Annotated in this window: 23 protein-coding genes; 8 read left to right on the forward strand and 15 right to left on the reverse strand. The window is 69.9% G+C overall.

What is annotated here, in order from left to right:
• Nucleotides 1–128: 128 nt before the first annotated feature.
• The 4 genes from ACIHCQ_RS22965 to ACIHCQ_RS22980 all read right to left on the reverse strand — a co-directional run bounded on the left by ACIHCQ_RS22965 (nucleotide 129) and on the right by ACIHCQ_RS22980 (nucleotide 4034).
• On the reverse strand, nucleotides 129–212 hold the full coding sequence (locus ACIHCQ_RS22965) for a putative leader peptide (RefSeq protein WP_323180923.1): 84 nt from the start codon (nucleotides 210–212) through the stop codon (nucleotides 129–131).
• Nucleotides 213–370: 158 nt separating this feature from the next.
• On the reverse strand, nucleotides 371–943 hold the full coding sequence (locus ACIHCQ_RS22970) for a GNAT family N-acetyltransferase (RefSeq protein WP_399665257.1): 573 nt from the start codon (nucleotides 941–943) through the stop codon (nucleotides 371–373).
• A gap of 13 nt (nucleotides 944–956) precedes the next feature.
• Complete coding sequence (locus ACIHCQ_RS22975) at nucleotides 957–2213, reverse strand: GAF domain-containing protein (RefSeq protein ID WP_399665260.1); 1257 nt, start codon at nucleotides 2211–2213, stop codon at nucleotides 957–959.
• A 186-nt stretch (nucleotides 2214–2399) separates the two neighbouring features.
• Nucleotides 2400–4034: an acyl-CoA dehydrogenase family protein gene (locus ACIHCQ_RS22980; protein ID WP_399665263.1), complete on the reverse strand. Its 1635-nt coding sequence runs from the start codon at nucleotides 4032–4034 to the stop codon at nucleotides 2400–2402.
• A 17-nt stretch (nucleotides 4035–4051) separates the two neighbouring features.
• Here ACIHCQ_RS22980 and ACIHCQ_RS22985 point away from each other — a divergent pair, with 17 nt between their 5' ends.
• Nucleotides 4052–5212 carry a YihY/virulence factor BrkB family protein gene (locus ACIHCQ_RS22985; protein ID WP_399665266.1) on the forward strand — a complete coding sequence of 387 codons (1161 nt, stop codon included), beginning with the start codon at nucleotides 4052–4054 and terminating at the stop codon, nucleotides 5210–5212.
• 261 nt (nucleotides 5213–5473) lie between these two features.
• Nucleotides 5474–6247: a DUF6597 domain-containing transcriptional factor gene (locus tag ACIHCQ_RS22990; RefSeq protein ID WP_399665269.1), complete on the forward strand. Its 774-nt coding sequence runs from the start codon at nucleotides 5474–5476 to the stop codon at nucleotides 6245–6247.
• Here the strand turns inward: ACIHCQ_RS22990 and ACIHCQ_RS22995 are convergent.
• On the reverse strand, nucleotides 6142–6579 hold the full coding sequence (locus ACIHCQ_RS22995; RefSeq protein WP_399665272.1) for a VOC family protein: 438 nt from the start codon (nucleotides 6577–6579) through the stop codon (nucleotides 6142–6144). The two genes, ACIHCQ_RS22990 and ACIHCQ_RS22995, sit on opposite strands and share 106 nt — an antisense overlap.
• 154 nt (nucleotides 6580–6733) lie before the next feature.
• On the opposite strand from ACIHCQ_RS22995, the gene ACIHCQ_RS23000 reads away from it, so the two are divergent.
• The 3 genes from ACIHCQ_RS23000 (at nucleotide 6734) to ACIHCQ_RS23010 (ending at nucleotide 9902) form a co-directional block, all read left to right on the forward strand.
• Nucleotides 6734–7951 (forward strand): GDSL-type esterase/lipase family protein, encoded by a 1218-nt coding sequence (locus tag ACIHCQ_RS23000; protein WP_399665275.1) that lies wholly within the window; start codon nucleotides 6734–6736, stop codon nucleotides 7949–7951.
• A gap of 65 nt (nucleotides 7952–8016) precedes the next feature.
• Nucleotides 8017–8775, forward strand: coding sequence for a response regulator transcription factor (locus ACIHCQ_RS23005; protein WP_399665278.1), 759 nt, complete (start codon nucleotides 8017–8019; stop codon nucleotides 8773–8775).
• A gap of 5 nt (nucleotides 8776–8780) precedes the next feature.
• Entirely contained in the window at nucleotides 8781–9902 is a 1122-nt protein-coding gene (locus tag ACIHCQ_RS23010; RefSeq protein ID WP_399665281.1) for a sensor histidine kinase, read from the forward strand.
• A gap of 40 nt (nucleotides 9903–9942) precedes the next feature.
• Here ACIHCQ_RS23010 and ACIHCQ_RS23015 read toward each other — a convergent pair whose 3' ends face one another.
• Together ACIHCQ_RS23015 and ACIHCQ_RS23020 are read right to left on the reverse strand one after the other, a co-directional pair.
• Nucleotides 9943–10704 carry a CbtA family protein gene (locus ACIHCQ_RS23015; protein WP_399665284.1) on the reverse strand — a complete coding sequence of 254 codons (762 nt, stop codon included), beginning with the start codon at nucleotides 10702–10704 and terminating at the stop codon, nucleotides 9943–9945.
• A 34-nt stretch (nucleotides 10705–10738) separates the two neighbouring features.
• Nucleotides 10739–10954, reverse strand: coding sequence for a CbtB-domain containing protein (locus ACIHCQ_RS23020; protein ID WP_399665287.1), 216 nt, complete (start codon nucleotides 10952–10954; stop codon nucleotides 10739–10741).
• A gap of 195 nt (nucleotides 10955–11149) precedes the next feature.
• On the opposite strand from ACIHCQ_RS23020, the gene ACIHCQ_RS23025 reads away from it, so the two are divergent.
• Nucleotides 11150–11743 (forward strand): histidine phosphatase family protein, encoded by a 594-nt coding sequence (locus tag ACIHCQ_RS23025; protein ID WP_399665290.1) that lies wholly within the window; start codon nucleotides 11150–11152, stop codon nucleotides 11741–11743.
• 69 nt (nucleotides 11744–11812) lie between these two features.
• Here the strand turns inward: ACIHCQ_RS23025 and ACIHCQ_RS23030 are convergent, their stop codons facing one another.
• From ACIHCQ_RS23030 to ACIHCQ_RS23045, 4 genes are all read right to left on the reverse strand, one after another.
• On the reverse strand, nucleotides 11813–12025 hold the full coding sequence (locus ACIHCQ_RS23030; protein ID WP_399665294.1) for a DUF397 domain-containing protein: 213 nt from the start codon (nucleotides 12023–12025) through the stop codon (nucleotides 11813–11815).
• Complete coding sequence (locus tag ACIHCQ_RS23035) at nucleotides 12022–12837, reverse strand: helix-turn-helix domain-containing protein (RefSeq protein ID WP_399665297.1); 816 nt, start codon at nucleotides 12835–12837, stop codon at nucleotides 12022–12024. Before ACIHCQ_RS23035 ends, ACIHCQ_RS23030 begins: the two co-directional genes overlap by 4 nt.
• 1434 nt (nucleotides 12838–14271) lie before the next feature.
• Entirely contained in the window at nucleotides 14272–15975 is a 1704-nt protein-coding gene (locus ACIHCQ_RS23040) for a carbamoyltransferase N-terminal domain-containing protein (RefSeq protein WP_399665300.1), read from the reverse strand.
• 70 nt (nucleotides 15976–16045) lie between these two features.
• The gene (locus ACIHCQ_RS23045) at nucleotides 16046–17176 is read right to left on the reverse strand and encodes a glutamate--cysteine ligase (RefSeq protein WP_399665303.1); all 1131 of its coding nucleotides are present in this window, start codon (nucleotides 17174–17176) and stop codon (nucleotides 16046–16048) included.
• A gap of 289 nt (nucleotides 17177–17465) precedes the next feature.
• Between ACIHCQ_RS23045 and ACIHCQ_RS23050 the strand changes: the two genes are divergently transcribed.
• On the forward strand, nucleotides 17466–18125 hold the full coding sequence (locus ACIHCQ_RS23050; RefSeq protein ID WP_399665306.1) for a hypothetical protein: 660 nt from the start codon (nucleotides 17466–17468) through the stop codon (nucleotides 18123–18125).
• On the opposite strand, the gene ACIHCQ_RS23055 is transcribed toward ACIHCQ_RS23050, so the two are convergent.
• The 4 genes from ACIHCQ_RS23055 to ACIHCQ_RS23070 form a co-directional block, all read right to left on the reverse strand.
• Nucleotides 18071–18247: a hypothetical protein gene (locus ACIHCQ_RS23055; protein ID WP_399665309.1), complete on the reverse strand. Its 177-nt coding sequence runs from the start codon at nucleotides 18245–18247 to the stop codon at nucleotides 18071–18073. The genes ACIHCQ_RS23050 and ACIHCQ_RS23055 overlap by 55 nt on opposite strands.
• A 290-nt stretch (nucleotides 18248–18537) precedes the next feature.
• The gene (locus ACIHCQ_RS23060) at nucleotides 18538–20028 is read right to left on the reverse strand and encodes a S8 family serine peptidase (RefSeq protein ID WP_399665312.1); all 1491 of its coding nucleotides are present in this window, start codon (nucleotides 20026–20028) and stop codon (nucleotides 18538–18540) included.
• A 374-nt stretch (nucleotides 20029–20402) separates the two neighbouring features.
• A complete protein-coding gene (locus tag ACIHCQ_RS23065) occupies nucleotides 20403–20933 on the reverse strand; it encodes a hypothetical protein (protein ID WP_399665315.1) in 531 nt (176 codons plus the stop codon).
• Between the two features lie 144 nt (nucleotides 20934–21077).
• A complete protein-coding gene (locus ACIHCQ_RS23070) occupies nucleotides 21078–21881 on the reverse strand; it encodes a helix-turn-helix transcriptional regulator (protein WP_399665318.1) in 804 nt (267 codons plus the stop codon).
• 77 nt (nucleotides 21882–21958) lie between these two features.
• On the opposite strand from ACIHCQ_RS23070, the gene ACIHCQ_RS23075 reads away from it, so the two are divergent.
• The gene (locus tag ACIHCQ_RS23075; RefSeq protein WP_399665321.1) at nucleotides 21959–22426 is read left to right on the forward strand and encodes a VOC family protein; all 468 of its coding nucleotides are present in this window, start codon (nucleotides 21959–21961) and stop codon (nucleotides 22424–22426) included.
• The last annotated feature ends 9 nt before the right edge of the window (nucleotides 22427–22435 follow it).

The raw sequence follows: 22435 nt of genomic DNA on the forward strand, positions 1-22435 counted from the left end.
CCTTCGAGACTGCAGGAGGGCGGCTCTGAGCTGCACATACGCGCGCGATGGCGCAACGATGCGCAGGAGGGAGGGGAGGAGCGTGGGAGAGGCTGTCTGTGCTGTCCGTACTCGGCTGTGCTGGGCTGTCAGCAGGCCGGACAGATGGCGCTGGACATGCGGCCGAGGTCGACGTGGCGTCGACTCACCAAGGCAATTCCAGCTCTAGACATGACGGAAGCCTGTCACGGCGATCCAAGGGCAGTCCACCGTTGTCCATGATGTGGACGAGACTGTCCCACATCGCGAGACGGTGTGTTTTCAGTCACTCAGCGGGCGCGGTACGGGGGTGCGCTCAGGGAGGCGCTCAGGGATGCGCTCAGGGATGCGCTCAGGGATGCGCTCCTGGCCAGGAGCCGGGCGCGGGCTCGGCGGCCTCGGGGTGCTCGGCCACGGTGGTGTCGAAGACCGCGAAGCCGCGCCGCTGGTAGTTGCCCATGGCGTGCGGCCCGTCCAGGGAGCAGGTGTGCAGCCAGACCCGCTGCGTCGGCGCGAGCCCCGGCCAGCGGTCGGCCAGGTCCCAGGCCCTGGCGGTCCCGTAGGAGAGGAGATGGCCACCGATCCGCCGCCCCTGGAACGCCGGGAGCAGCCCGAAGCTGACGATCTCGACGGACCCCTCCTCCCGCGCCTGAAGTTCTACGAAGCCCGCCGGCGTGCCCTTCTCGTACGCCACCCAGGTCTCGGTGCCGGGCCGGGCGAGCAGCTGCTCCCACTGCGCGTACGTCCACGGGAGCCGCTCGTTCCAGCGGTGGTGGCCGCCGACCGCCGTATACAGAAAGCGGCTGAACTCGGGCGAAGGCACCTCGGCGCGGACGATCCGCACATCCCCGTCCGGCACGTCGGACGGCCGCAGGTCGGTCGGCGCGGTCTGCTGAAGGAACCAGGTGGTCACGGCGTTGCTCATGCGAGCCAGGAAATCACGAGGGGGTGCCCCGGCCAAACGGCGGTACGTCCGGTTCCGGTTCCACCAGCTGTACCTCAAGCTCCTCCACGAAGCGGTACGGGCGGTGCGCCAGGATCTGCGCCAGATGCCGCCGCAGCCGCGACATCTCCGCCCGTACGGTCACGGTCCGCGTCGGGTCGTCGAAGAGGTGGAGCGCCAGCTGCGCCGCGCTCCGCCCGTCCCGGTGCAGCGCCAGCGCGTACAGCAGCTCGGCATGGCGCGGGCTCAGCTCCTGCACCCAGCTGCCCGCCGCCCCCGAGACGGTCACCGAAGGCCGCCGCGGTCTGCTCAGGTCCAGCACCACCCGGCCCGGCGTCGCGGCGGCGGCGGGCTCCTCGGCCGCCCGCAGCAGCCAGCCGCCGGGCAGCGGCTCGATCGTGCACATGCCGAGCGCGGGCAGCCAGAGCGGTTTGTCGCCGACCGACTTCGGCAGCACCACCCGCCCCGGGGGCGGCATACCGATGACCGCGGCGGGCCAGCCGTTGACGTCCACGGCCACCGCCCGGCCGTTCAGCCGGGCGAGCAGCGGGGCCGCCACCGCGCGCAGCCCGTCCAGCGCCGCCGAATGCCGGTTGCGCAGCTCGGCCTCCGCGAGCCGGGTGACCGCGGTGACCAGGGAGAGCATCGCCGGATGCAGGGCGGACAGCGGCCCGCTGACATCGACGACGCCCAGCAGCCTGCCGTCGCGCGGATCGGTGACCGGAGCCCCCGCGCACGTCCAGCTGTGGTTGCTGGAAACGAAGTGCTCGGCGGCGTGCACCTGGACCGGCCGCCGGGAGACCAGGGGAGTGCCGACGCCGTTCGTGCCGGCCAGGCCCTCGCTCCAGTCGGCGCCGAGGACGAAGCCGTGCGCGTCGCCCTTGCGCAACACCGCTGTCTGGCCCTCGCGCCACAGCAGCCGTCCCTCGGCGTCCGCGACGACCATGATGTGCTGCGCCGCGTCCGCGATCGAGACCAGACCGTCGCGCAGGACGGGCAGCACCTCGCGCAGCGGCGAGGCGGCCCGGCGGCGTTCCAGCTCCTCCCGCGGGAGCAGCCCGGCCGGGCGGTGCCGGTCGGGGTCGACCCCGCTGCGCAGCATCCGCTGCCAGGACTCCCCGATGTCGGCCCGTGGCCCGACCCGCGGGCGGCGTCCGGCGAGGGTGGCCTCCCGTACGCCCTGGAGGAGCCGGATGGCGGCCACGGTGTCCATGGCGGCGAGCCTGGTCAGGTCAACTGGGGTGCTCTGCACTGGGTCCTCCTGGGCGACGCCATTGCCATCGTGCCGCAACGCCGGGACCCCTCGCGACCCCTCGCGACCTGTTGCAACCCTTTGCAACCCTCGCGGACAGGCGTGCGTATGTACGAGGGTGACGGCGTTCGGGGTGGTGCCGTGTCGGCGCTGCACCACCCCGACTGCCTCATCGGACGGGTCGGCTCAGACCACCGCTCGCGCCCGCTCCACGATCGACGCCAGATCCAGCGTGTGCGGCAGCGTCCCGAAGGCCGTACCCCAGTCCCTGCCGAGGCGCGAAGCGCAGAACGCGTCCGACACCTCCGACGGCGCCCACCGCACCAGCAGCGACCCCTGGAGCACCAGCGCCATCCGCTCCACGAGCCGCCGGGCCCGCGCCTCGATGCCGTCCAGATCGGCCAGTTCGGTCAGCAGGTCCTTGATCGCCCCGTCCAGCCGGTGATCGGCGCCACGCGCCTTGCCGACCTCCTGGAGGAAGGCGTTCAGCGCCAGCGGCTCCCGCTGGAGCGCCCGCAGGACATCCAGCGCCTGTACGTTCCCCGAGCCCTCCCAGATCGAGTTGAGCGGCGATTCGCGCAGCAGGCGCGGCAGCCCCGACTCCTCGACGTACCCATTGCCGCCCAGGCACTCCAGGGCCTCCGCCACCGTCGGCGTACAGCGCTTGGTCACCCAGTACTTGGCGGCGGGCACCGCGAGCCGCAGAAACGCCCGCTCCTCCTCCGTATCCGCGTCGTACGCGGCGGCGAGCCGCAGCGCCAGCGCCGTCGCGGCCTCCGACTCCAGCGCGAGATCGGCCAGTACGTTGCGCATCAGCGGCTTGTCGATGAGCACCCCGCCGAACGCGCTGCGGTACGCGCAGTGGTGGATCGCCTGCGCCACGGCCTGCCGCATCAGGGCCGCCGAGCCGACGGCACAGTCGACCCGGGTCGCCGCCACCATCTCCAGGATGGTGCGCACCCCGCGCCCCTCCTCACCGACCCGGCGCGCCCACGTCCCCTCGAACTCGACCTCGCTCGACGCGTTGGACCGGTTGCCGAGCTTGTCCTTGAGGCGTTGGATCCGGAAGACGTTGCGGGTCTCGTCCTCCAGCACCCGGGGCACCAGAAAGCAGGTCAGTCCTCCCGGCGCCTGGGCCAGGACCAGAAAGCCGTCGGACATCGGGGCCGAGCAGAACCACTTGTGCCCGGTGAGCACGTACTCCCCGTCGGCGGCGAGCGGCTCGGCCCGGGTCGTATTGGCCCGCACATCGCTGCCGCCCTGCTTCTCCGTCATCCCCATGCCGAACAGTGCCCCGGCCTTCGCCGAGGCGGGCCGCAGCCCTTCCTCGTACACCTGCGAGGTCAGCCGCGGCTCCCACTCGGCGGCCAGCGCCGGATCCGTACGCAGCGCGGGCACCGACGCATGGGTCATCGACACCGGGCAGCCGTTCCCGGCCTCCACCTGCGTCCACACCAGGAACCCGGCCGCGCGCCGGACATGGCCGGCCGGCCGGCCCCAGGCGTTGGTCAGGCCCGCGGACACCGCCTTGCCCAGCAGCCGGTGCCAGGCCGGATGGAAGTCGACCTCGTCGACGCGGTTTCCGTACCGGTCGTGGGTACGCAGCTTTGGCGGGTTCTCGTTGGCCTGCGCACCCCACTCCTGTGCCTGCGCGGATCCGGCGGTACGGCCGAGCTCGGCGAGTTCGTCGCGTACGCCGTCGATCAGCCCGGGGTCGACATGCTGTTCGACCGCCTCCGTCAGCGCCCGGTCGGTGGTGTAGACGTCGTACCCCACCAGGGGCGGAGCCTGGTTGGTCACTGTGTGGGTGGTAGGTGCCATGCCGATACGGTAAGGAGGTGCAGGCAGCAAATGAAACACCCGAGCGGCCATCGGGTCGGCTCCACCGGGCCCGAGTCGTCTACCGCAACGTCTCCAAGCGCAAGATGACCTGGCTGCTGCTTAAAGACACCGTCAGAACGTGCATCGAATACCGCATCCTGGGCCTCGCGGCCGAGGCGGCGTTCTTCACGCTGCTCTCGCTGCCGCCGCTGATGCTCAGCCTGATCGGTCTCCTCGGCTACATCGACGAATGGACCGACACCACCACGGTCGCCTCGATCGAGGAGAACATCCTCAGCGCGGTCGGCACGGTGCTGTCCGAGCGGGGCGTCAACCAGATCGCCAAGCCGCTGCTGGAGGACGTCACCCAGGGCGGCAGGCCGGACGCCATCTCCCTCGGCTTCGCCATCGCGCTCTGGTCGGGCTCGCGGGCGGTGAATGTCTTCATCGACACGATCACCGTGATGTACGGCCTCGACGGGCAGCGCGGCATTGTCGCCACCCGGCTGCTGGCCTTCCTGCTCTACCTCGTGGCCCTGCTGATTGGAGCGGTGGTACTGCCGCTCGCGGTGGTCGGCCCGGACAGGGTGGTGGAGCTGATGCCGTGGGGCACGGAAGTCGTCTCCGTCCTGTACTGGCCATTGGTGAGCCTGCTCTCGATCATCTTCCTCACCACGCTCTACCACGTGTCCGTCCCGGTGCGCTCTCCCTGGATAGAGGACGTCCCCGGCGCGCTGATGGCGCTGGGGATGTGGGTGCTGGGCAGCTTCCTGCTCCGTATCTACCTCACGAGCACCGTCGAGGGCCCCACGATCTACGGCTCCCTCGCCGCCCCCATCGCCGTCCTGCTGTGGATCGGCATCTCCGCCTTCGCGGTCCTGGTGGGCGCGGCGGTCAACGCCGCGATCGACCGCGTCTGGCCGTCGGTCGCCACGGCGGCGGCGCGCGCGGCGAACGAGCGCCTGCGCGCGGTCAACGCGGCGGAGCTGCTGGCGCGGGCGGAGGCGCGGCGGATCTACGAGGAGGGCGAGAGCGAGGACGAGGACGGGGACGCGGACATGCCCTCGGAGTTCCCCGAGCGGTGGTCGCGGTTCCTGCCGCCGGACGATGTGAAGTCGCGGCTGCATACGGGGCGCGAGCGGGAGGCCCGGGGAGACGGGTCGCCTCCGGCGGGTTAGCGGCCCCGCCTGCGGCGGGCTGTCCCCTACCCGCCCTCCCCCTACGCCTAGCGGCGTGGGTGGGGTCCCCCCAGGCCCTTTGGGCCGAGGGGGCGTACCCCCATCCCGAACTGGGGCTCCGCCCCAGACCCCGTACGGCCTTCGGCCGTGTCCTCAATCGCCGGACGGGCTTGAATTGCCCGGCAACCCAAGCCCCGTCGGCGATTGAGGCGCGGGGGTTCGGGGGCAGAGCCCCCGACAAGGGCCTTTATCCTGGGCCACATGTACGAGGAACGGCCGTCGCGACTCGCAGGCGCCGTCGTCTGGACGCGCACTCCCCAGCCGGGCCCCGTCTACCCCGTACTCCCTGACGGCTGCATGGACCTCCTGTGGGGAGCGGGCCAACTCTTCGTGGCCGGCCCCGACACCCACGCCTACACGCCCACGGGCGACCGGCGCGCCTACGCCGGAGTGCGCTTCGCGCCCGGGACCGCGCCCGCGTTCCTCGGCGTACCGGCGCACGAGCTGCGCGACCGGCGGGTCGGGCTCGCCGACCTGTGGGGCGGGGCCGAGGCGCGCCGGCTCGCGGAACGGCTCGCCGCCGCCGCGGACCCGGTCGCCGAGCTGGAGGCCGTGGCCCTGCGCCAGGCGGCGCGCACCCGGCCGCCGGATCCGCTGCTGGGCGAGCTGGTACGCCGCCTGGAGTCGGGCGCGACGGTCACCGCCGCGGCCGACGCGGTCGGCCTGTCCACCCGGCAACTGCACCGCCGCTCGCTGGACGCCTTCGGCTACGGGCCCAAGACGCTGGCCCGGGTGCTCCGGCTGCAACGGGCGCTCACCCTCGTACGGAGAGGCGTGCCGTACGCCGACGCGGCAGTCGGCGCGGGCTGCGTGGACCAGGCGCACCTGGCCCGCGAGATGCGCGACCTGGCGGGAACGACCCTGCGGGCCTACTCGGCGGTGGCGGCGTCGGCGACATCCGCGGTGTCGGCGACGCCGGCGAGGTTGGCGAACAGCGAGACACCGCAGCCGTCCGGGTCGAGGATCACCGCGTAACGCTGCCCCCAGAAGGCGTCCCACGGCTTGAGATGCCCGCGGTGTCCGGCCTCGATCAGCTCGGCGTAGAGCGAGTCGACCTCGGCGGGGCTGTCGCAGACGAAGGCCAGGCCCATGCGTTCGCCGCCGGTGGGCGGGGTCCAGGTCGGGTCGAAGGAGCGGATGGTCTCCTCCGAATCCCACAGGACGCGCAGCCCGCTGGGGAGCGTCGCCTCGACGTGGGGCGCGGAGTCCGCGTCGGCGGGGATGTCCAGGCCGAGGCGGCGGTAGAAGGCGAGAGAAGCGGCCATGTCGGAGGCGACGAGGCCGATCGCGTCGAGTCGTGGAGTCATGCCCTCACGGTAGGCGGGGCCGGGACGCGTGGTCTTGTACGAATCGGACGTCGTGTCCGTACGAGTGATCTCTGTGCCCGGCAGGAATGGCTACGCGCCCCAGACCCATAGATCACATATACGCGAGGGGGGCACATCGGAAGGACACACGACCATGCCCCTTCTCCTCAGACCCTCCTCCCGGCTCCGCACCGCCGCGGTGCTCTGCGCGCTCACCGCCCTCCCTGTCCAAGCCACGGCAGCCGCCGCGCCAAAGGAACCCGAGTTCGGGGTGGTGACCCTCGGCGACGGCTTCATCGCCGGTGAGGGAGCCCGGTGGGCGGGGAACGCCACCGGCCTCAAGAACAATGGCGGCATCCCCAAGGAGCTGCGGGACAGGACCGACCGGGTGCGGACCACGGGAAGTACCGCGGACCAGATCTACACCCCGCGCGATCTGCTCAGCGACGGCAAGAGCCCCGGCTGCCACCGCTCGGACCTCGCCGGGATCGCCGTCGACTCCAAGGACGCACCCCTGGCGCTGCACAACCTGGCCTGCTCCGGCGCGACGACCCAGGACGTGCTGAGCGGACAGTTCAAGGAGGAGACACCCCAGCTGCAACGGCTCAAGGCACTCGCCAAGAAGGGCAGCATCAAGGTCGTCGTCATCTCCGTCGGCGGCAACGACGTCAAGTACACGCAGACCATGAAGGCCTGCGCCGAGGCATGGAAGCACAGTAAGTACTGCTCGACCGACACGGCGCTGACCCGGCCGCTCAACGACTCCGTCGAGGCGGTCGGCGACCGGGTGTTCAAGCTCGTACGGAAGGTCCAGGACGTCTTCCGCGACAGCGGGACGCCCCCGCGCGTCATCCTCCAGTCGTATCCGATGCCCCTGGCGTCCGGCGAGCCCGCCACCACCCCCCAGCACGACGAGAACAGCTGGGACCGCTGGAGCACCTACGGATGCCCCCTCTACAACAAGGACCTGCGGTGGCTCAGCCAGGAGGTGGGCCCGGCCGTCACCCTCGGGCTCAAGCAGGCCGCGCGCAAGGCCGGCGCCGACTTCGTGGATCTCACGCACCTGCTCGACGGGCATGAGGTCTGCGCCAAGGGCGCGCTCCAGACGGACTACGCGCCCAAGGGCGGCGTCTTCGAGCCGACAGCCGCGAAGGCGGAGTGGGCCCGCTATCTCCCCCGTACGAAGAACACGCTGCCCGCCACCGAGGAGCAGGAGCTCCTCCACCTCAACGCGTACGGTCAGCGGGCGCTCCGCACGTGCCTGTCCGCCGTCGTGAGCAAGCTCGGCAGCCACGCGCAGGGCTCGGCGGCCCAGTGCCGCGGCGCGGCGGGCCAGTCCCCGGACAAGATCACCGTCAGGTACACGGCCTGAGGTGTCATGAATCTGTAAGGCGGCCCGGGCCGTGCCGTGTGCCCGTGTACGTGGACACTGGCGGTATGCACAAGATTTTGGTCGTCGACGACGATCCGACCGTCGCCGAGGTCGTCACCGGCTATCTCGAACGCGCGGGCTTCACCGTGTACCGGGCGGCCGACGGCCCGCAGGCGCTGCGCCTCGCCGCCGACCGCCACCCGGATCTGGTCGTTCTCGATCTGATGCTGCCGGGCATGGACGGCCTGGAGGTGTGCCGCAGGCTTCGCGCCGGGGTGCTCAGCTCCGTACCAGTGATCATGCTGACCGCGCGCGGCGACGAGGACGACCGGATCCTGGGTCTGGAGATCGGGGCCGACGACTATGTGACCAAGCCCTTCAGCCCGCGTGAGCTGGTGCTGCGGGTCGAGTCCGTACTGCGACGCCGGGGCGGCACGCCGCAGGAGCGTGGCGCGGGCCCCGGCCTCGCGGCGGCGGGCATCACCCTGGATCCGGCCGCCCGCCGGGCCACCAAGGACGGCCGTGAGCTGGGGCTGACGCTGAGGGAGTTCGACCTGCTCGTGCATCTGATGCGCCACCCGGGGGAGGCGATCGGCCGGGAACGGCTGATGCAGGACGTGTGGGGCTGGGAGTTCGGTGATCTGTCGACCGTCACGGTCCATGTACGGCGACTGCGCGGCAAGATCGAGGACGACCCGGCCAATCCGCGCCTGATCCAGACGGTGTGGGGCGTGGGCTACCGCTTCGACGCGTACCCGACCGCGGACGCGACAGCGCACCCGATCGCGGACCTGACCGCGGACCTGCCCCGGAAAGAGGCCTGATCACTGTGCGCGACATGCTTCTCATAGCTCTCTTCTCCTTCCTCGGCGCCGGCGCCGCGGGCCTGGCGGGAGCCGTGGTGCTGCGCCTGCTGCGCCACCGCTCCGTCGCGGTCTCCCTCACGGTCGTCGCCGCCGTCACGGTCACCGCGATGCTCGCCGGGACGCTCGCGGTCGCCCAGGCGATGTTCCTCTCCCCGCACGACCTCAAGGTCGTCACCATGGTCGTCGCGATGGCGGCGGTCGTCTCGCTCGCCACCGCGCTGCTGCTGGGCCGCTGGGTCGTCGCGCGCAGCCGGGATCTCACCCTGGCGGCGCGCTCGTTCGGCGACGGCGGCGAGTTCGCCGCGCCCGGCGGAGCCTCCACCGCGGAGCTCGCCTCACTGAGCCGGGAGCTCGCCGCCACGAGCGACCGGCTCGCCGCCTCCCGGGAGCGTGAACGCGCCCTGGAGACCTCCCGTCGCGAGCTTGTCGCCTGGATCTCCCACGATCTGCGCACTCCGCTGGCCGGGCTGCGCGCCATGTCGGAAGCGCTGGAGGACGGTGTCGTGCAGGACCCGCGGCGCTACTACCGCCAGATCAGCACCGAGGTCGACCGGCTCAACTCCATGGTCGGCGACCTCTTCGAGCTCTCCCGCATCCACGCGGGCACGCTGGCCCTGAGCCCCACCCGGATGTCGGTGTACGACCTGATCGGCGAGGCGCTCGCGGGCGTGGACCCGCTCGCCCGTGAACACGGCGTACGTCTGGTGGGTGGCGTCGTCGACGCGGTGCCGGTCGATGTGGACGGCAAGGAGATGACTCGCGTCCTGGCGAACCTGCTGGTCAACGCGATCCGTCGGACTCCGGCGGACGGCACGGTCGCCGTCGCCGCGGAACGGCGCGAGGAGTGGGTGGTCCTCTCCGTCACCGACGGCTGCGGCGGTATCCCGGAGGATGACCTGCCGCGTGTCTTCGACACCGGCTGGCGTGGCACCCAGGCGCGTACGCCCCCGGGGGGCGCGGGTCTCGGCCTCGCGATCGTCCGCGGCATCGTCGAGGCGCACGCCGGGCGGGCCGACGTACACAATGTGATCGGCGGCTGCCGCTTCGAGGTGAGGCTGCCCGCGGCGTTGTCGCTCTCCTCCTGAAGGCTGGAGCCCGCCGTGGGCTCCAGCTCTTCAGTCGTGGTCAGTTCGCGGCGACGGTTGCCCGCGAGGGGTCGGCGTCCACGTGCGACGTACGTGGCGTGAGGAGCCGCTCCGCGAGGTGGCCGAAGACCAGCCCGAAGCTGGTCCACAGCGTCACCTGAATCGCGAGCGTGGCCAGCCGGAATTCCCAGAGCACCGCGCCCGGGAAGCCCTGCGGCACCTCGTTGAACGAGGGCAGGAAGGCGTACGCGAGCCCGGCGGCGGCGATGAACGCCGCCGAGGCGGCGACGGTCGCGTTCCAGTTGCCCAGCCTGGGGGCCAGGCGCTTCCCGAGGATCACGGCGGCGACCGCGAGCAGGACGCTGAGCACCACCATCAGGAAGTACAGCGCCGTGCGTTGGCCGATCGTGTCCGGGTCACCGACGGCCGGCGGATTGGGCGGGTATTTGAGATACGGCACGACGTACCCCGCGAGGAGCGCGCCGAGGGAGACCAGGGCGGCCGTGGCGCGCGGCCCGAACCGGCCGATGCGGCCGAGCGCGACACAGAAGGCGAGGGCGGCGAAGCCGCCGATCGCCACCCCGAAGACGAGCACACCTGTGGCGAGCCCGCCCGTGGACTGCATGGCACGGCTGACGAGTTCCTCGCCGCCGTGCTCATGGCTGTGCCCTTCCTCGTACGCGATGGCGGCGTCCACGGAGGACTCGCCGAGGAAATAGGCGACGACCAGGGCCACGGCCCCGGCCGCCAGACCGGCGAGCATGCCGCGGATGAGCAGAGCTCTGACGGAAATGGAGTTCATGAGTGAGGGTTCCCCTGATTCTGCGTTCTGCTTCTCAGTGGCAGGGGAAGCCGAGCAGGTGACGCCCGTCGTGGACCCACTCGTGCACGCCCTCACCGGAGATGAGGGAGGTGGCGCCCTGTTCGGCGCCGACGAAGTAGAGCAGGACGAGCATCACAACGCCGACGAAAACCGCCCAAGGGGCGATAGCCTTCAGCGAAATGGGGGTGATGGCGGGTGCGGCGGTGGCGGGCGCAGCAGACTGGGCCATGGCAGAACCTCCTGGGGGAACACGCGTCCCGATCGTGGTGCCTGAGACGACAGTGCTGGGTCTGACTTCCCGCACAGGTACGGGTTCACAGTGGCGCGACCGTGCCGGATTCTCACCGGACTTCCGTCACACCGTCGTCATGTCCACGCGACGGTACCGCCTGGCGGACGACAACGCTACGGCGCATGGAGGCCGATGACAGTGCGGGTGATGCTGGTCTCACCAGCGATGAACGCGGCGCTGCGCGAGGCGCGATTCGAGGGTGACGGCCCGCTGGACGCGACGGGAGCCCGCCAGGCCCGGGCGGCGGCCAACACCCTGTCTCCTGCCGCGCGCTGCGTGAGCGCCCCGTCGCTCCGCTGCCGCGAGACGGCCGAGGCGCTGGGGCTGGGCCTGGGCCTGCGGGCGGAGCCCGAACCGGCGCTCGGCGACTGGGACATGGGCCGCTGGCGCGGGCGCCGCCTGACGGAGGTCAGCGAGAGCGAACCCGAGGCGGTGTCGGCCTGGCTGACCGATCCGTCGGCCGCCCCGCACGGAGGCGAGTCGCTTACGGCACTGTGCGCGCGGGTCGGCGGCTGGCTGGAGTCCCTGCCGGGCGATACGGAAAGCCTGCTGACGGTCACCGAACCGGCGGTGATCCGCGCGTCGATGGTGCGCGCGCTGGGGCTCCCGGTGGAGGTGTTCTGGCGACTGGACGTCGCGCCCCTGACCCTGACGGAACTCACGGGCCGGGCCGGCCGCTGGAACTTGCGGTGCGGTCGGCCGCTGGGGCGTGCGGGGGGTGAGTGAACGGGGTGCTCGCGGCCCCGGTCCCCGCTATTTCTTTCTCGGGGTGGTGAGGCTCGCTTCCGAATCCAACTACGGTTGCACGTCGGAGTTTCGGGCGAAGTCCAGCAGTTCTGCCCACGCGTGGGGGGCCAGCATGAGCATGGGCCCGGTGGGGTTCTTGCTGTCCCGCACGGGGACACGCCCTGAAGCAGCAGCGATGGCGGGAGCCCACTCAAGGCAGTTTCCACCCTCTGGGCTGCTGTAACTGGACTTGAACCACTGACGGGGCGGGGTGGTGCTCACAGGCTCTCCATGTGGTCTCGGATGAAGTCAGCACTGAGCCCTGCCGACAAGGCCTCTGCCGCAAGGTCCTCGTAGGCACGTGCAGCTCTCCGAACATGCTCCGGATCTTCGATGATCTCGGCAGTACGGTAATTTTCAACGCACACTGCTGTCTGGTGGTTCGGCCCTGTCAGGAAGGACACCGGCCAGTCGATCAGCAGGTGTGGCGGTGCGTCCAGCGGGAGCACTTGAATCCGGGTGGTCCGGTGCTCCGCATGGGCCAAGAGCGCGGCAAGCTGGTCCCGCATCACGTTTGCCGGTGCGATCTTCCTCCGGATCACCGACTCACACAGGACAACGCGCACATCAGGCGGAGCGGCCGCCCTGAGGATATCCTGCCGCGTCAGCCGGGACCCCACCTCGGCGGCGATCTCTCGTTCGCTTGCTCGCGGCTTCCCCGCCCCGAGTAGGGCGCGGGCGTAGCCACCCGTCTGAAAGAGCCCCGGCACGACCGTGGGCGACCACTCCCACACCGTGATGGCACCCCGCTCAAGAGCCATCCTTCGCCGGAAGCGGTCAGGGAAAGAACCGGTGGTGATGGCCTCTTCATAGAGCCGTTTGAAGAGGCCATCCGTTGTGAAGATCTGATCGAAAAGCGGTGGCAGTTCGGGCGGAATAGGGCCGTCGCTGTTCTCAAGACGGCTGATTGTGCTTTTCGACGTTCGAGCCTTCTTGGCCAGCTCGGTCTGGCTCAGGGGCCTACTTCCGAAATCAGTTGAGTAGAGGTGTCTGGCTGTCTTCAGCTCCTCAGAGAAGAGCTGACGTGGACTCATAGGGTCCTCGGAATTTTGTTCTAAGGACATTGGATCCCCCCTTTGACCGTGCTACTGGTCATGTGTCGATCCCGCTGTATCGCTGCTGGTCGGAGCGGCTTGGCATATGCATGGCTGACCAAACCCCAGGTCGGTCTGGAAAACCCTATTGAGCATAGCGGTTGGGGTCGAAGGTGTGAGTGGCGAAGTTACGGAGAGCACGCGACAGAGCGAAGGGCATGGCGACCATGGCAGAACTGACTACGACCCCCGCACCGGTTAGCGACGTGGATGAACTTGCGCCGCTGATAGAGGCCGGCGGGTTCTGGCGATTCGCTCCGGACTGGGTGCCGCGAACCGGTTATGCCGAGCCGACGGTGGACCTTCTCAAGGCGGTTGAGGCCGGGCTGAGGCGGGTGGCGGGATGAGCGGTCCGGAGTCTGCTTATGTGCCCGCTGTGGGTGAGACGGTCAGGGATTCCAGTACGGGTCGAGTGGGCCGTGTGATGGACCACGTTGGGCCGCGTTATCAGCTCCGGCCGCTCAATGGCGGCAAGGAGTGGGAGTCGGAGCCGGAGCATCTCGTGCGGGTGCCGCTGTCCGATGCGCTCAGACCGGCTGTGGCTGAGGCGAACTCCCGCACTCGGTGGGTGGTGTGAGGTGGTCGTGAACATGAACCCGCACGGGTTCAAGGTCGGCAGCGTGGTCTATGACCGGTTTTACGATCTGCCCGCGACGGTCGCCGATTTCCAGGGGCCGTTGATCTGCCTGACCCGCCCGAGCGGCTTTTCGTGGCGATCACGTTGGGGCAACGTACGACCGGCCACCGCGTACGAGCGGCGACAACTTCGGGCTATTGCCAAACTCCACGCTCAACACCAACGGGGTGTAGCGCCTGCTTAGTACTCCAGCTGTAGATCGTGATCTTCATGGCTTGTGACTGAGCGCTTCACCTGGCGGCTGAGCGGTCGGTGCTCTGGTCGAGCCTCGCGCCTGCTGCCTCTGATGCACCCCGGGTGGTTCACGTCGGCCAGTGATCCGGCGCGGGACTGACCTTGCCCGTCTCGGAAACAGGGACGACGACCACGTGTCACGATCGCCTCATGGAATCTACCGAAGCAGACACCGGGCTTTCGAGGGCGGCGTCAGGAGTGACAGGATCGGGTTCCTGACCGCCCTCTTCGATGCCCCGCACGGGCTGTGATCCTCGCCGCACTCGCCGCCGCAGACCCGGCCCGAGCTGGAGAAGGCGCTGAAGCTGGCGTACGACATCAAGGAGGCCGCGCCCGGCCCCGGCGGCCGCCTATCTGCGCGACCTCTTATTTGCGCAGCACACCGCTGGGCATGGCGTACGGATCCGTCATCCGGCTTGGCCTCGACGTACAGCAATACGCCCTGGGGCTTGCGGTGCGCTCCGATCAGCACAGGTTCGGCGCTGACGCCTGCGTCTGCCCGGCTACCCGTCCTGCCGTTCGTAGAGCAGTCCGTCGCTCCACACCCGGCCGATCCGGCCCCACCGCATCGCCGAGGCGACGTCGGGGAAGAAGCCCCGGCCGTTGAAGTTCGCGCTCGTGTTGCAGAGCACCGGGATGCCGCTCAAGCGGTGGTACTCGCGCAGGACCGCTTCGAGGGTCGGATCGTCCTCCCGGCCGACCGTCTGCAGGCGCGCCGTGCCGTCGAGGTGGATGACGGCGGGGATGCGCTCCGCCCATTCCGGGCGGACCCGGTGGTCGAAGAGCATCAGTGGGTCGGGGGTGCCCGGAGCGAAGATCTGTGGCGCGTGTTCGGTGAGGCAGATCGGGGCGACGGGGCGGAACGGCTCGCGGCCCTTCACCTCGTTGAGCAGATCCTTCATCGCCGCATCGACCGGCGCGGCGAGGATGCTGCGCCTGCCCAGGGCGCGCGGGCCGAGCTCCGCGCGGTCGTGCACGACGACGACGGGCCGGCCCGTCTCATGAAGGACCCGCGCCAGCTCCTGCGGCGAGCAGGGCGCGGCCGTCCAGCCGGGGAGCGGGTCCGACGGCTGGACGGCAGGGCCCAGGCGCGGATGCCAGGTGATCGGGCCGATGCCTTCCGAGGCGATCAGGTGGGCCACCGCGGTGCCGATGGCGGCGCCGGAGTCGTTGGGGAACGGTGGTACCCACACGTCCCGGAAGAGCGGATGGGCGCGCAGGGCGCTGTTCCACTTGATGTTCAGCGCGCAGCCGCCGACGAAGCACAGGTTCCAGGGCCCATCCCCCTTCCACTGGCGCACCTTCGCCGTGACACGCTCGACGAGCATGTCCTCCAGGAACTGGTGGATCGACGCCAGTACGTCCTCGTCACGGAAACCCGCCCCCTCCAGCCGGCCCCGTACAGCACGGTAGAAGCGGTGTACGAAGGAGTGCGACGGCTCCGCGTGGCTGCCCCAGCCGCCAATCGTCTCGCGATAGTGCGCGACTTCGGGAGTGGGGGCCTCGAAGTGCCGGTGGAATTCCTGTCTCAGCACCTCGATGACGTCGTCCTTCGGATGGCCGAGGGCGATGTACGCCATCAGCTTTCCGGCCACGGACAGGTCGTCGCAGGCGTCCGACTCGTACTCGCGGCGGTACGGGCCGAAGTGGTGGGCGCCCATCGCATAGGCGTGGCCGATCAGCGGGAACAGCTCACCGCCGTTCTGCACGCCGTCCTGCGGGTCCGCGGCGCGCGGGTCCACGAAGTACAGGCGGGGGAAGCAACCGCCGTCCCAGACGAGAACGAACGACTCCTCACCCGCCCGGGCGAACGGACTCGTGCAGTAGGCGCTCGCCAGATGACCGGCCACGTGGACATAGCTGTCGTACGCGATCCTGCGCTCCCTGACGGTGAACTCCCCACGTACGCCGGGCTGGAGCAGATTGGTGATCGCGCTGTTCTCCCGATAGGGGGCCAGGGTGAGGACTTCGGGCCCGTCGGCGTTGTGCAGCGTGGTCTGCCCGGTCTCCTGGCCGTCCCAGCCGTCGACGACCCACCGGTCGACGTCGTCGATCTTGTAGTCGAAGTCTCTGAGGATCCGCTCGACCGTCGCGAAGTCGGTCACTTCGCTGTACCGGGGATTGTTGTCGATCTTCTCGATCTCGACGCTGAAGACAAGATCGCTGCCGTCGAGCAGCGCCACCGCGCCGTCGTGGGTGAGTTTCATGCCGCAGATGATCACGTTGTTTCCTCTTGGGTGGGTCAGCTCTGGTACGTACGTCGGTCCGGCCCCTGGATCAGCCCAGCTCACCGTCCCGTGTCTGTGCCACCACGGCGTCCACGACATCGGTGAGCGAACCTCGGCGCGCGTAGACGGCGCGCTGCCGGTCGGCGCCGGTGCCCGTAGCCGTCAGCCGCCGAAGCAGTGAGTCGACCGTCTGCCGGTCCCCGGTCTCCTCCAGAGCGGGGCCGATGTGGCCCAGCAGCGAGGCGACTTGGCTGCCGGCCGCCGTCAGCCGCCCGGTGCGCGGATCCATCCCTTCTCCGCGCAGACCGTCGCGCGCCGCTCGCCAGCACGCCGCCCGGAGCAGTTCCGCGGGCAGGTCGGGACCCGGGTCACCACGGTCGACGGCCCGCAGAGCGGTGATGGTCAGCGCCCGCACCAGCACAGCGAGCAGGGCGCTCTCCTCGGCCGTCATGGGAATGTCGGCCGCACGGACCTCAATGGTCGGATAGCGGGACGAGGGCCGGACATCCCAGAAGAGCATCCGTTGGTCCAATAGTGTTCCGCTCTCCAACAGCGCCACGACGAGACGGTCGTACTCCGCGGGAGAGGAGAAGTACGGCGGGGGCCCGGAAATCGGCCACCGTTGCCACATCAGGCGGCGCCAGCTGGCGTAACCGGTGTCCCGGCCGGAGAAGAATGGCGAATTCGCCGACAGTGCGACCAGGAGTGGAATCCAGGGCCGCAGATGATTGCTCACGAGTACGGCGCGTTCCCGGTCCGGGACGCACACGTGCACATGGGTCGCGCAGATGACGTGTTCGTGCACCAGACCCCGGTAGCCCTGTACCTGGTTCAGGCAACGGGGGCCGTCGCTGACGGGCATCGGAGTCGCGTTGCCGAGCGGGGGCGCGCCGACCGCGGCCGTACGGGCTCCCAACGCCTCGGCAGCGGTCGCGACTCGCGCCCGTATGCGCCGCAACTCACCGTACAAGTCATCGAATTCCCCGCACGGCGGAGTCTGCGCCTCCACCTGGTACTGGCCCAGTTCCTGGGACACCAGATCGCCCAGGTCCTCCGCGGCCTTCTTCACCACGTCGACCGCGTACGGGACGACTTCGCGAGTGAGGGGGTCGACGAGAAAGTATTCCTCCTCCACGCCCATGAGAGGCGTGGAAGGACGTATTCCAGTCACGTCGGTCATGGGGTTCACCATAAGAGCAGCTCAGCTCCACCGCATATCGCCGCATACCGGTATGCGGCGCTCGTGGGGCGCTCAGTTCGAGGCACGTTTATGCTCGTGGGCGGTGGGGGCGTCAGCAGGCCCTGGAGGCCGTGTGGTCAGCGATACCGAGGTTCCGACTCCGACTCCGACTCCGCATTCCCAGGCTTCCCCCGGATCCGGGATTTCCGATGGGCCCGGCGCCCTGCGGCTTTTCGTCGGGCAATCAACGACCGGTTCCGGTCCCGAGCACGGTGAGACGATCCGGTCGGTGGTGGACCTGGTGTGCGCCCCGGGCATCGCGGGCGGTCCGGTCGCGGTGCTGCAGCCGTCCGACGACCCCAGCAATCCCGGCGCCTTCCGTGACCGGCGGCTGCGGATGCTGGACAGCGCGCACGCCATGCTCGTGATACGGACCGCCCCCAGCGAGTCGGGGGCGTACGAGATCGCCTACAACGTGCACGCAGGCCCACGGATACCGGTCTTCTTCGCCGTCCACCGCGGCTGCCCGATGGAGTCCACGCTGCTGCACGACCTCGCACCGCTGGTTGATGTCCGGTACGTCGAGTTCACGCGGACCGTCGAACTCGCGGAGGAGCTACGAGAATTCCTCGCCGGATGCAGACGGCAGCCGGGGCCCTTGCCGGTCGCCGCCGCGCAGGCCCGCCTGTCCGCAGCCGTCAGGCTGCTGCGGACACTGAGTGAACGGTCCGACCGGGAGCGGATCGCGATGTGGTGGACCGCCCGCCACGCGGTGGAGGCAGCGGCGGCCATGCTCACAGCGGCGCAGACCCCCGTAGGCCCCCACCGCCTGGACCTGCTGCGGGCGGCGCTGGGTACGGCCAGGGCGGCGGTGGAGTCCGGGAAGATGGCCATCTACCAGACCGTCGGCTCATCGAGCGGAGGCGGTACGACGGGGCCGCGCGGCTGACCGTCGTGGGCGCGCGGGTCGGCGGCCTGCTGGAGTCCCTGCCGGGCGATACGGGGAACGCCTGCCGCGCGGGTCACCGAACCGGCGGTGACCCGCGCGGCGATGCTCGCGCTCGGGCGCATGATGCTCGGCTCCTGGTCCTGGCAACCACGCGGTTCGCCGAGGTCGCCGGCTTCTACGGATGGATGCTCGCCGCCATGGGAGTCGGCGGACTCTGTGGCAGCCTGCTCGCCGGACGTTTCGGGCTCCTTGCCACTGCGAGCTGGTACTACGCTGCCGCAGCCACCCGCGGCCGCATGTCCTCCGTGGCCGGTAGCTGAACCCTGTTGACGACCTCAGCGTTGAAGCCGAGCGGCGCCCCGGTCCCTCAGGACAGGGCGCCGCTCGGCTCTCCTACCGCGCGAACGAGCCCTTACCCGACCATGGAGTGAGCGTAGGGCGACAGGGTCGGAGCGAGCTGCACTCCGGGAGCCAGGCCGAGGGCGACGAGGGCGTCGGGCAGGCCGCGTCCCGTACGGGACGCCTCCAAGGTGCCCGGGAAAGCCAGTTGGCGGCAGCTGGCGGCGATGATCTCGAACAAGTGCTGCACCCGGCCGGGTCCGCGTGGCGACAGCTCGCTGCGGAAATCCTCGTGGTGGGCGAGAACGAGGGCAGCCAGACCGGCGATGTGGGCCGAGGCGGTGCTGGTGCCGTCCAATGCCGTGTATCCGCCGTGCGGTGAGCTGGACAGCACCGCCACACCGGGAGCGACCGCGTTGACCTCCGGGCCGTAGCAGGAGAATCGCGCGGCGAACAGCCCTTCCGGGGTCAAGGGCGTGCCCCCGTGGGTGGCTTGGGATGTGTCCGGAGGATAGGAGCCGAAGGCTCCCAGCGCGCCGACGGTGAACACGGTGGGCAGCGAGCCCGGGAAGGCGACCGGGCCGGCGGTGTCACCCGCCGGGGCGATGCAGGCGATCCCTGCCGCGGTGGCATCGGCCAGTTTGCGGGAGACCAGCGCCGAAGAGTACGGGGTGGCCACGCCGATGTGGACGATGTCGACCTCGTGTTCGATGCAGTGGTCGAGAGCCGCGATCAGGTCGCTGAAGGAGCCGCCGGGCAGCACCTGGCAGGCCTCGATCTGGGCGTCGACGGCGATGCCGATGACGCCCGTGCCGGTGTCCGCCCCGGCGATGATGCCCGCCGCGTGGGTGCCGGTGCCCACCATGTCGTGGGCCCAGCCCCGTTCCGTACCGCCGACGATGTCCACCCCGGAACGCACCTGGTCCTTCAGGTCGCTGTGCTCGGCGGCGATGCCCGAACCGATGACCGCGATCTTGATCCCGAAAGCGCGGAACGTGGGCGGCAGCCGGTCCAGCCGCATGGCCTGCTGGCCCCAGCCGTACTGCTGCCGCTCGTCAAGTCCCGGGTACACCTTGGCCAGTGGCGTGAGAGTGACCAGGTTCTCCTGAGTCACCGACAGATCCGGGCGGATGATCCAGCGGTCCACATAGCCGCCCGCGGGCCGGACGTACAGGGCCTGGATGGACTGTGGGGTCTCCGTCGCGAGTACGACGGTGGCTGTCCCGTCGGCGCCGGTGATGCCCTGGATCGGCCATGACGACCCGATCAGGAACACCCCGGCCCCGGCCAGCGGTTCGTCCTCCGGGCCGCAGACACGCAACGAGATCTCCACCGCGTGTTCCAGCGGCGCGACCAGCCCCGGATCGCTCAGCGGCAGGCCCCCCAGGGCGGGCGAAGGGACCGGGCCGGTTCCGCCCAACGGCAGGTCCGGCTCCACGTGGACGAGTACCGACCGCATCGCCGGCACCTGGTCCCCGGCCGCCTCGACCACCGCGATTTCCGGGCAGGAGGGGTACAGCCCGGCCGAGTCGAGCTTCTCCGACGGCCGGAGTCTACGGGTCACCTTGACTTCTGGCATCCGGTTCAGCCGGTCACACACGGCGTCCATGCTGAGCGCAGCCACCCCGGGCGGGAGCAGATGCTGAGGCAGCGGCGTCACCAGATACCGCTCCCGGCGCGACCGCACCGAGTGTGCTTGCCGGGCGCCTTTCTCGGACGGCTCCTCTTCCCGGCGCGCACGCCCGGGTCCACTCGCCGCCGCACCCTCGGACCCGCTGGCAGTGCCGTTTTCCGGCCTGTTCTTGACCATCACGTCCACCTTCACCACGCCTACGTCGTTCCTCTGCTTCTGATCCAGCGACCGGGCGGGCCGCGCTCCACGGTGGTGCGGTGTGCCCGGAACCATTCCTTCCGGGCACACCGCACCGTGACTAGGCGTCAGCCGATGTTGAACGGCTGCTGCCCCATCTGACCAAAGCCGTAACTGGGCTGCTGGAACTGCTGGTAGGGCTGGTAAGGCTGCTGGCCGAAGCCACCGCCCCACTGCTGGCCCATGCCCTGCTGAGCCATACCCGGCTGGCCCTGGCCCTGGCCCTGCTGACCCATGCCCTGCTGGCCTTGGCCCTGACCCTGGCCCTGCTGGCTCTGCTGAACCAGCGCCACGATCGCGGTCGGCAGCGCCTGCTGCACGGACTGCTCCACCGCCTGCCGGATACCGCTGTGCAGCGACCGGTGCAGCGCGACAGCCAGGTACGGGTGCGCGTGCTGGGCGAGGCCCTGCTGCTGGAGCTGCGCCTGGATCTGCTGGAGCTGCTGGAGTGTCTGCTGCACTCGCTGCGCGACCTCTTGGGCCGTTTGCTGACAGGCCTGCTGAATCGCCTGCTGAACCGTCTGGGCGATCTGGGGCTGGCCCATGCCCTGCTGCTGGCCGAGCTGCTGCTGGGGTTGCGTCCCAGTCATTATCGACATGAATCCTCCGCACAATGACATCAACGAGAAGCCGATATGGTGACTTATGTCCCACATGTCGGATTCTCCGAGCACCTGAACGCTAAGCTGATGTCGGCTCACCCGCAATCGCACGGTCTCTCATGGGACGCCTGGGACGCCCGGTCAGGTCGGCGTCTGCACCAGGACTGCCCCGCCCTGGGGCTCCGAAGTGAGCAGCAGCGTCATGCTGTAGGTGCGCGGCGGGCCCGCCTGCGGTAGGAGTTCGATGGTGCGGGATGTGAAGTCGCCGACCGAGCGGCACGCCCACCACGCCTCCAGGTCCGGCCGCTCGGTGCGCATGCGGGCCGTCAGCTGCCGGCTCCTGGCGGCTGGAGGCTGCTGGTCGGCGCGGGTGCGGAAGTGCCGGTACAGATCCATGAACACCGGTTGCCAGTCAGGCAGCAGGCGCTGATGGCGGGCGTCGCCAATCAGCAGCATCAGCAGATTGCGCCGCTCCGGCGGCAGGGCGGTCGGGTCGGGCCACACCGCTGTGTATGCCGTGTTCCACGCGAGGATGTCCAGCGTGGAGTCCAGCAGCAGTGCCGGGCTGTCCGGCCAGCTGTCCAGCATCGTACGGAAGGCGGGGTCGAAGGAGACGTCCGTACCCGCTTCCGGCGGCTCCGTGACAAATCCGGCGAGGGCCAGCGCATGCCGACGGGCCGTGCTGTCCATCCGCAGTGCGCGGGCCACGGCGTCCAGGACCTGCCGTGAGGTGTCCACGCGTCCCTGTTCAACCCAGGTGTACCAGGCCACCGAGACTCCGGACAGGGCCGCCACTTCCTCGCGGCGCAGTCCTGAGGTGCGCCTCCGGGGAGTGCTGGGCAGCCCGACGTCGCTGGGGGTCAGGCGCTCGCGGTGGGCTCGCAGAAAGCTGCCCAATTCACGTCGGAGGACCGTCTGTGCCGTCTCGTCCACCGCTGCCGCCATGAACTCAGCCTATGACTCTGGCTCACCGTACAAATACCTGTCTGGCTGGGCACGCGGCGGGCCGCGAAGCTGTCCACATGAGCCATACCAGCGATGCCCTCAGCACCCCCAGTACTCCCAGCACCCCTACCGCCGTCGTCTGGCGGCGCAGCAACGACTCCTCCGGCCTGGCCGAGCCGCGCGCCTTCATCCGGGTCTTCACCGGACCCGGCACCTTGGAGTCCGTCACGACCTTCTATGAAGGGCTGCTCGATACGAAGCGCGACATGTGGTTCACGTATCCGGCGAAGCAGCTGGCGCTCGCGGCCGTAGGCGGCTTTCTCCTCATCGAGGGCACGGAGGAGACCCTGGAGTCGTTCCGGGGTACGACTGGCACGCTGTTGGTCGACTCGGCCGAGACATACCTCGCCCGGCTGACTGCCGAGGGTGCGGAGATACTTGATCCGCTTCACTCGGTTCCGACCGGCGCCGGGTTCACCGCCCGCCATGCCGACGGCACGGTCATCGAGTATGTGGAGCACCGGTCGACCATCGACGGGTGCTGACTTCTGCTG

It is taken from the genome of Streptomyces sp. NPDC052236 (assembly GCF_044548015.1).
Lineage (GTDB): Bacteria > Actinomycetota > Actinomycetes > Streptomycetales > Streptomycetaceae > Streptomyces.